The sequence below is a fragment of the candidate division KSB1 bacterium genome, assembly GCA_022562085.1.
In the GTDB taxonomy this organism is placed as follows: Bacteria; Zhuqueibacterota; Zhuqueibacteria; order Oceanimicrobiales; family Oceanimicrobiaceae; genus Oceanimicrobium.
Genome location: JADFPY010000207.1, coordinates 1 through 7972, shown reverse-complemented (window position 1 = coordinate 7972; position 7972 = coordinate 1). Strand labels below are relative to the sequence as shown.

Sequence of the window (7972 nt, the reverse complement as noted above, 5' to 3'; positions counted from 1 at the left end):
ACGTCTCCGGCCGGGATAAAATGGTGGAAGGATACACACCAACGGCCCAGGTTATTGAAGACGTGAAGCGCATCACAACTGCGGCTCACATCGAAGTCGGCGGCGTGGAATATCTGGTCAACGCCCGCGACGGGCAGATATACTATTACGACATCAACGTCATGTCCAACTTCGTGGCTGATGCGCCGCAGGTCATCGGCTTCGACCCTTTTCCCCTGTTGGTGGACTACCTGCTAATTCGGGCCGGGCTCGGTGAGCCAGAGACCGTCTGATAAAAATTAGCGGATAAATAGTTGCAGGCTTTACACTCTATTGCTTGTTGATAAATCTTTTAAATCGTAGGAAAGTACAAATTCAAATCAGTTGTAACAATGTTTCTAAATTGGTCGATATTTGCAAATTCCTTGAGTACTAGTTGACTCTTTTTATCAATTTTAGTTTTGAATTCAATCCTTCTTACGCGGAACAATCCTAATGATAGTTGAATACAAAGACAACGCAATTGCCTTGATAGTCGTTGGAACCATTACATTGATTATAAGCCGCTTTGTACCCAAAATATTTGGTGGGTTCCCTGAATTGGATATAGTTCTTGTTTGGATTTGCTCCTTGGGTGGAGCCATTGCCTTTGTTTGGGGATGTACCTTCTATGCAAAGAGCAAAGGCTACCATCGCGCATGGGGTTTACTCGGATGGTTCTTTTACCTTGGTCTACTAATACTGGTCATATTCCCCGATAGGCATAAATAAAAATAATTAACGTCGGCAGTATCTATATTTAATGCAGTAATTAGTGTCCCCCTACCTATTTTACCATTTCACACTTTGGTTAAAGTGTGAAATTTTCCCTTGCGTTTTAAAGTAAAAACACTTGCTTTTTAACGTCACTTTTCTTAATTAAGAATCCCACCAAATATCCTACCAGTATATGGGAGACTACCCTGAGTTGGTTTTCCGACTCAGGGTTTTTTATTTCTCCTCTGATCACGCGTTTTATCCCAAGCCAAGAGCATAAGCGCCAGCGCTCCACTGAAAGACCACAAACTGAAGGCTCCCAGGAAGGTAGTGACTCTGGGGGCAGGAATAAAGAGATTGAGCACTACGGCTATAAGGCCAGCTTTGGCCAAGCCATAGGAATTGATTCTCACTTCATCAGCTTCGGCGGTCTTGAATATAAACCCGGCTAACCGCATAATTGCCAGGATTAAAAAGATAATGCCTATCAACTGCACTTTAAATTGGCTTCCGTATTAGACTCATCAAGCTAAATGAGGCTAAGACAAAAATAAAAAACAAGGACTCGTCGGCAACGAGGTTATTCCATCCAAACGGCTTTCATATTTGGCCTCTAAGCCACTTTCTCGAGGTGCGGATACACCTTATCTAATAGAAACTCACAATTTCTCTTGCTCGTTCCATGCGTTCGCATATCTGCTTTCTTTTGCGTCCGGAAATGGCTGCCATAAACCATTAAAAGGCTCTCCTTAGTTTCTGAGGTGTTCTGGAAACCAAAACAAGTCAAGTAATTTGCGAAAAATCAGCAATTTTCTCCTTGACTTTTATTGTCATTTTTAATAAACTTCACACAGCTCAAATCCCTGTAGATTTTCCATGTGGCATAAATCAAAGAGCTAATACCTTTAAATTGGGAGCTTAGCTCTGGACGGTCAGATTGCACGCCTCATCCTGATTTTTCGGGATTCAGTGGACGCAAAAAACGTACAGGCGGTGCCCACCGCGCATGTCTCGGTTCTTTGATTGCCCCACACTGAAACGCAGGGATTTTTTATTTCGGTCCCGCTAACGTTTCTTCAATTTCCCCAACTTGCATTCTCTCCTCTTTTGGTTTGCACGCACCCGCCCTGGCTTCGTGAAAGGCAATCATCGCCATTTCAAAATGCTGAGAATTAAATTTGTCGTGAAACACGTCCTCGAAGCCGTTTTCATCACACCACTCTTTAAAGGTATGAACATCGTTTTGGGTCATATCAATCATTGACCAGTAGACCCCGCCTAAGGCTTCGGAACTGCTGGAAATCCTTGACAATTAAATCGTTCTCGCTTATCTTTTTCTAACTATCCTGTCATTTCTTTCTCTAAAAGACTATGGTCGGCAAAACTATCTCTCACTACAAAACCGTTGAGAAGCTTGGCGAAGGCGGTATGGGTGTCGTTTACAAAGCCGAGGACACCAAACTCAAACGCGAGGTCGCCCTCAAGTTCTTACCACTGCAAGCCATGGGCGAAGAAGAGAAAGCCCGGCACAGACATCTGGTCTATGGGTGTCGTGCTTTATGAAATGATTACGGGGAATTACCCTTCTAAGGCGATTACGAAGGGATTTTTTAAAACTCCATCCATAAATTAGCAAGATAAATGAAAGCAATTATAAAAACATTTATCGCACTATCATTCTCTTTTTTTTTCACCAACACTGTGAATGCCCAGATTACTTTTCAGAAAACTTTCGGTGGAACAAACGTAGATTACGCCTATTCGGTTCAACAAAATGCTGATGACGGATACATTATCGCCGGCTATACCACGAGTTTTGGAGCTGGCAGTCGCGACGTTTATTTAATTCGCACGGATGCTAAGGGTAGTATGCTCTGGACAAAAACGTTTGGAGAAAGTAATACTGATTATGCTTGGACAGTTCAGCAGACCACAGATGGAGGATTCATCATCGGAGCACATTCTGGAAGTTTCGGAGCGGGGAGTCATGATGTTTATTTAATCAAGTGCGATGCAAATGGAGAAATCGTGTGGACAAAGGTTTATGGCGGAAGCAGTGCGGATGGAGCTTACTCAATTCAACAGACGGTAGATGGCGGGTATATTATTTCAGCACATGTCAACAGTTTTGGCGCTGGGCTACATGATGTCTATCTAATCAAAACCGATGCTCAAGGTGATACTTTGTGGACAAAAATTTACGGTGGAAGCAATGAGGATCGTTTAAGGGCTGTGCAACAAACTACAGATGGGGGCTATATTTTAGTTTCGGAGACCTTGAGTTTTGGTGCAGGCAGTGCAGACGTTTATTTAGTCAAAACCGACAGCAGCGGAAATCTGATGTGGACGAAAACGTACGGCGGTAGTGCTGCTGATTATGGTTATTCCGTTAGACAAACCCTGGATGAAGGGTATATCATAGCAGGGTATACGAGCAGTTTTGGCACAGGAATGTCAGATGTTTATCTTATTAGGACCGATAGTATTGGAGATATTTCGTGGGCGAAAACGTATGGTGGTAATTCTTCTGATTTTGGCCATTCCGTTCAGCAAACCACCGATGAAGGGTATATCGTAGCAGGTTATACGGAAAGCTTTGGAAATGCTGGTGATGTTTACTTGCTCCGCACAGATTCCGATGGCAACCTTCTATGGAGTCAATCTTATGGAGGTGCTAGTAATGATCGCGGCTGGTCGGTTCAACAAACTACTGATGGTGGGTATGTTATTGCAGGATATTCCGAGAGTTTCGGTGCAGGTGATAAAGATGTGTACTTGATCAAAACCGATGAATTTGGTAGTAGCGGGTGCAACGAGTCGACCGCTGGCACGGTTGTCGGTAACACCGCAACTATAGTAAACTCAACCCAAACATCAATCGGCTCAGGAGGGTTTATTAATAATACAACAACAATAACAGATGCTGCCGCTACAGTTGATAGTTTATTATGCAGTAATTTTCCCACAGACATTGAGCAGTTTCCGGATTCCCCGGATGCAAATGCTGAGGAATTTACCTTGTTTCAGAATTATCCGAATCCGTTTAATCCATCAACGAGAATTTCATATTCGCTGCCAAATTCAGGTTATGTGAGCTTGAAAGTTTATGATATACTTGGCAGGGAAATCGAGACAATAGTTAATGAATTTCAGAAGGCAGGAACATATGCTGCTCATTTTGATGCAAGTAACCTTGCAAGCGGCATTTATTTCTACGAATTGCAGGTTGGAAACGAATTTGTGGAAACAAAGAAAATGCTACTCATGAGATAGTGGCATATGTTCCCAATAAAATAATGGTTCGCCACCTAACGAGACTGTTGAAAAGAGAAGTCAATGCCTAACAAAAAAATGGAGCTGGCGCAAAGGGCTGGGTCGTGATTTTTAGTCAGGGCTTCGCACAGAGTATTGAACAGCATCGCAGCGTAGTAATAACGACATCTTTGCGCAACTCATTTTAAATGTTAGAAATCATTAGATGTATCTTCCAACAGACGAGGCATGCTAGTGGTAGATTGGGAACCGTATAAGGCATTAATCGAGATACTTTCGAATGATCTGATTGCGGCCGGTCAAGAGTTGAACCAACCCGACCTGCAGCTAAGGCGGAGGACCCTGTTTAGAGCATTCTTTGCTCAGGTCGAAGGTGAGACCTCTCTTCGGAAAGAATTTGCGTTGCTACAACACGCGGAGCGGCAAACTGTTTTCTCCGAGCCTGAACTTGCGATGCTCAGAGAAGAACAATACGTTCTGGCAAACAATGGCGAAGTTAGGGTTCAGCCGAAGTTTCTAAGGCTTACGGACAACCTTCGGTTCTCAACCTTCGGTTCTCCTTCAAAGCGTTTGCCAAAGCCTTTGGCTCAAGTTTTGAGCTAGAGGTGAGCGGCTCCGGTTGGGACGCCTTTCAGAGATCGATTATTGTGCGCAATAGAATCACACACCCTAAGACCTTGACTGACCTGACAGTCTCAGATTCTGCGAAGCAAGGTGCGTCCAACAAAACAACCCTTTACTTTCCGTTCGCACCGACAATATCTTGCAAAGACCGGATGACCCGGACTGCAACCGTTGGATGCCGTAAGCTTCATAGGTGTGCCCCTTCTTGACGTCGATGGCAAGATCCTTGGTCACCTGGCCGTGCTGGATAGCTGACCATTGCCGGAAGCACCGAATGACCGTGCGCTGATCAGGATTTTTGCCGCCCGTGCCGCGGCCGAATTGCAACGCATTCGGGCAGAGGCAGAAGTTCGGGAACGCGAGGAAAAACTCGGTCGGCTCGTGAACAGTGCCATGGACGAGATTATTGAGCTTGACCAGAATTACAATGTTACGCGAGTAAGCCAAACTAATTAGAAGAATAATTTTCTTCTTCAATAGACATCACCTCCTTTTCGTCCGTTAATTCTTTGGGTGGTCTCGCCCTATCGAATCTTTCATTTTATAATGGCATTACGGCAGTCAGAATGGCTGTAAAAGTTTTTCCTTGACTTTGAAGTGAATTTTACATTATTATAAAACTGTAACTTTAACTAAAACAAAATGGTTGAGCGAATTTCCAAATAAATGAACGATTCTCTCCAGGAGGGTAGATAATCAAATGTAATGATTTCAATATTTTTGTTCCTGCTACAGTTAAATTATTGTAGATTTCCACAATAGCAAAGCAGGATGATTATTTCCCTTTTGATTTTTCTTTCCAATAAAGTTACTTGACACCTACCTTCCGTAGCGCTGCCTTTGGTTTTCCCCGGGATTATTCACATCTAAGCTGAGCCAAAAGATTTATCAAAAGACCTGAAAGGCAGGTGATCCTTGTGAAGCAGAAATCTACAGCCTACAGTATAGAGCGCAAACAGGCGCAGGAGGAATTTTATGAGAGTAAAGAACGCCTTTCATTGCTCTTTGATACGGTTTCGGATTGCATATGCCTCGTTAAAGTTGAACCTGATAATCGCAACCGAATTCTTGCTGTTAATAAAGCGTTGTTGAATGAGACTGGATTTACTGATGAACAAATAATTGGAAAAACGGTCGATGAGGTTATACCCAAGGAGGAAGTGGAATTTGTAGAAAGGAAATGCAAGGCAAAATCACTAATTCAAGCTTTTTATTTACAATAACTTATTAATCTTACAGAGGTCTAAATTACTAAAATAAAGGAGGATTGATGTTAGCAGTCATAGAGCAGGTATTTGAGGCATTAATGGAAGGTTATTTAGAGAAAGTGCCTTATGCCCGGCAAGCCATTAAAATTATTCAAGGCAAGAATGACTCTTTTGTTAATGATCATGTAGCCTTTCGTTCGTTTGGAATGCCAAATCTTGGCATTGCGTCATTGGAAAAACCTTTCATTCACCTGGGATACACTAAGATGGAGCGCATGTACTTTGAAGATAAGAAACTCAATGCGTATTGGTATCGACCACCTCATCTTTCCCTTCCCAAGGTATTTATCAGTGAATTGATCGTGAGTTTATTTCCGGAGTCAACGCAATCCGTCATTAAAAAATACACGGACCCCATTGAATCCGACCCGAACGATCAAATTTCAATCGCGGAGCCGGATAAGATCATAGAGTACCTGGACTCACGTCCGTGGGCACAGCCTTCTTACGCGGACTATCAAAGCTTGAATGAGGCCAGTGAATATGCGGCCTGGGTGCTTGCTTACGGCAATCGGGTCAATCATTTTACGATATCGGTTAATGCCCTGGCAAACATCTCCAATATTCAGGCATTGAACGATCTATTGCTGGAAAATGAAATTCCGATGAATACGGCAGGGGGATTAATCAAGGGAAGCCCGGCTGCCTGCTTGATGCAGAGCTCCACAGTGGCGAACCAAATGGAGGTCGAGTTTTTAGATGGCACTCATTCCATTCCCTATTCCTATATGGAATTTGCCGAACGTTTCGTAGAGCCACAATATTATTTCCAGGGCTTTATTCCCAAAAACGCAGATATGATTTTTGAAAGCACCTACGCTGCCCAAGTGAATAAAACCAATCCGACGTAGCCTAAAGTTCGTGTTTCTGGTACTAACCAGATTCATGCGATTTTGCACTGTATGGTGACCCCATGAAGCAGAAATCTATAGCCTACAGGATGGAGCGCAAGCAGGTGGTAGAAGAGTTGCGTCTTCACAAAGAAATCTTGGAGAACATGTCAGAAGGGGTTTACCTCATCCGAACTAGTGACGGTGTAATTGTTTATACAAACCCCAGATTTGAGCAATTGTTTGGCTTATAGACTTCTATGCTCCATCTTTTTGAATAGGCAGAGAGGATGGCTTCGGCGCTTAGATTGGGATTGGTAGCGGCAAAGGCATACCATTTATCTTGTTCTGGATTTTGTACGAATACGATTTTGAGCTTAACATCCGAGTTTGGCAGCGAGACGGTCACAATGGCTTGTTTGAACTGATATTTTTTTACCATTCTTAGTTTCGGTTCAGCAACGCCAGTAAAGAGGGTTTTCAAAGAATAGGTCTGACCTGTGTAGAGATATTTATTGGTTCTGGGCAAATTTTTCAGTTGGCAGATGACGTTTAGTTTCAGTTGTGTGACCACTTTGATCAGAAAGCAATTGAAGCAAAACCAGGAATCCACCAGAAGTGTAGATGCCCCAAACCCTTTGTTTTTAGCCTGCTTAAGTAAGGAAAACGCCTTGTCGAGTTTCGATTGCGTCGCTTCTGCTCGTTCAATGGCGCCCGGGCTATTGGCAGCAATCCTTTCAGATTTAGGGATTTTGTTATATTTTGTTGCCTTACTTTTTGCTTCAGGCCTACGCTTACTGGTACAGATTCTTTGACCAATTGGGATGAAATGGTGCTCATCAAAAAGCCCTAAAACCAGCTTCTGAAAGCCTAAAACGCTTTTACCAACGGTATGGTCGTAAACATAAGAAGCCATTTCAATCAATTTGCCTTTGACCTCCACGATGGTTTCATCCAGAACAAAGAAGAGTTCCGAAGGTAATTCTTGAGTAATTTTTTGATGAACACGATATGATAAATTCAATTGAAATTTCCGCCAGTTATAATTGGCATTCTCAAGAAGACGATAAAATCGATTCTTATGAGAAACCGCTTTCTCATATTGGGCATGCACGAATAAGTAGACGTTGGAAAACATCAAAAACGGAATTAAAAACAATTCGAACACAATGCGATTAACACAATGGCCTGTACGTTTCTTAATCTTGCCGGCATTCAGCAAAGTGGCAATGCGCAACTCCT

The 7972-nt window shown here is 42.9% G+C and carries 11 protein-coding genes; 7 read left to right on the top strand and 4 right to left on the bottom strand.

Translation table 11 applies throughout. The features are described from left to right. Positions 1-20: 20 nt before the first annotated feature. A complete protein-coding gene (locus IH879_15465) occupies positions 21-272 on the top strand; it encodes a hypothetical protein (protein ID MCH7676330.1) in 252 nt (83 codons plus the stop codon). Between the two features lie 687 nt (positions 273-959). Here the strand turns inward: IH879_15465 and IH879_15460 are convergent. Both IH879_15460 and IH879_15455 read right to left on the bottom strand, forming a co-directional pair. Further along, positions 960-1232, bottom strand: a complete 273-nt coding sequence (locus tag IH879_15460; protein MCH7676329.1) for a hypothetical protein — start codon at positions 1230-1232, stop codon at positions 960-962. A 554-nt stretch (positions 1233-1786) separates the two neighbouring features. Then, positions 1787-2047, bottom strand: a complete 261-nt coding sequence (locus IH879_15455; protein MCH7676328.1) for a hypothetical protein — start codon at positions 2045-2047, stop codon at positions 1787-1789. A 59-nt stretch (positions 2048-2106) separates the two neighbouring features. Between IH879_15455 and IH879_15450 the strand changes: the two genes are divergently transcribed. The 3 genes from IH879_15450 to IH879_15440 all read left to right on the top strand — a co-directional run bounded on the left by IH879_15450 (position 2107) and on the right by IH879_15440 (position 4611). After that, positions 2107-2298 (top strand): hypothetical protein, encoded by a 192-nt coding sequence (locus IH879_15450; protein ID MCH7676327.1) that lies wholly within the window; start codon positions 2107-2109, stop codon positions 2296-2298. A gap of 78 nt (positions 2299-2376) precedes the next feature. Continuing rightward, entirely contained in the window at positions 2377-4008 is a 1632-nt protein-coding gene (locus IH879_15445) for a T9SS type A sorting domain-containing protein (GenBank protein MCH7676326.1), read from the top strand. A gap of 228 nt (positions 4009-4236) precedes the next feature. After that, the gene (locus IH879_15440; GenBank protein MCH7676325.1) at positions 4237-4611 is read left to right on the top strand and encodes a hypothetical protein; all 375 of its coding nucleotides are present in this window, start codon (positions 4237-4239) and stop codon (positions 4609-4611) included. A 66-nt stretch (positions 4612-4677) separates the two neighbouring features. On the opposite strand, the gene IH879_15435 is transcribed toward IH879_15440, so the two are convergent. Beyond that, a complete protein-coding gene (locus tag IH879_15435; protein MCH7676324.1) occupies positions 4678-5109 on the bottom strand; it encodes a hypothetical protein in 432 nt (143 codons plus the stop codon). 440 nt (positions 5110-5549) lie between these two features. Here IH879_15435 and IH879_15430 point away from each other — a divergent pair, with 440 nt between their 5' ends. The 3 genes from IH879_15430 to IH879_15420 all read left to right on the top strand — a co-directional run bounded on the left by IH879_15430 (position 5550) and on the right by IH879_15420 (position 6984). Further along, positions 5550-5855, top strand: a complete 306-nt coding sequence (locus IH879_15430; GenBank protein ID MCH7676323.1) for a PAS domain S-box protein — start codon at positions 5550-5552, stop codon at positions 5853-5855. Positions 5856-5902: 47 nt separating this feature from the next. Next, positions 5903-6751 (top strand): DUF1338 domain-containing protein, encoded by an 849-nt coding sequence (locus tag IH879_15425; GenBank protein MCH7676322.1) that lies wholly within the window; start codon positions 5903-5905, stop codon positions 6749-6751. 62 nt (positions 6752-6813) lie between these two features. Beyond that, on the top strand, positions 6814-6984 hold the full coding sequence (locus IH879_15420) for a PAS domain-containing protein (GenBank protein ID MCH7676321.1): 171 nt from the start codon (positions 6814-6816) through the stop codon (positions 6982-6984). On the opposite strand, the gene IH879_15415 is transcribed toward IH879_15420, so the two are convergent. Beyond that, the coding region (locus tag IH879_15415) for a transposase (protein MCH7676320.1) at positions 6945-7972 on the bottom strand (1028 nt) is incomplete at its 5' end. The genes IH879_15420 and IH879_15415 overlap by 40 nt on opposite strands.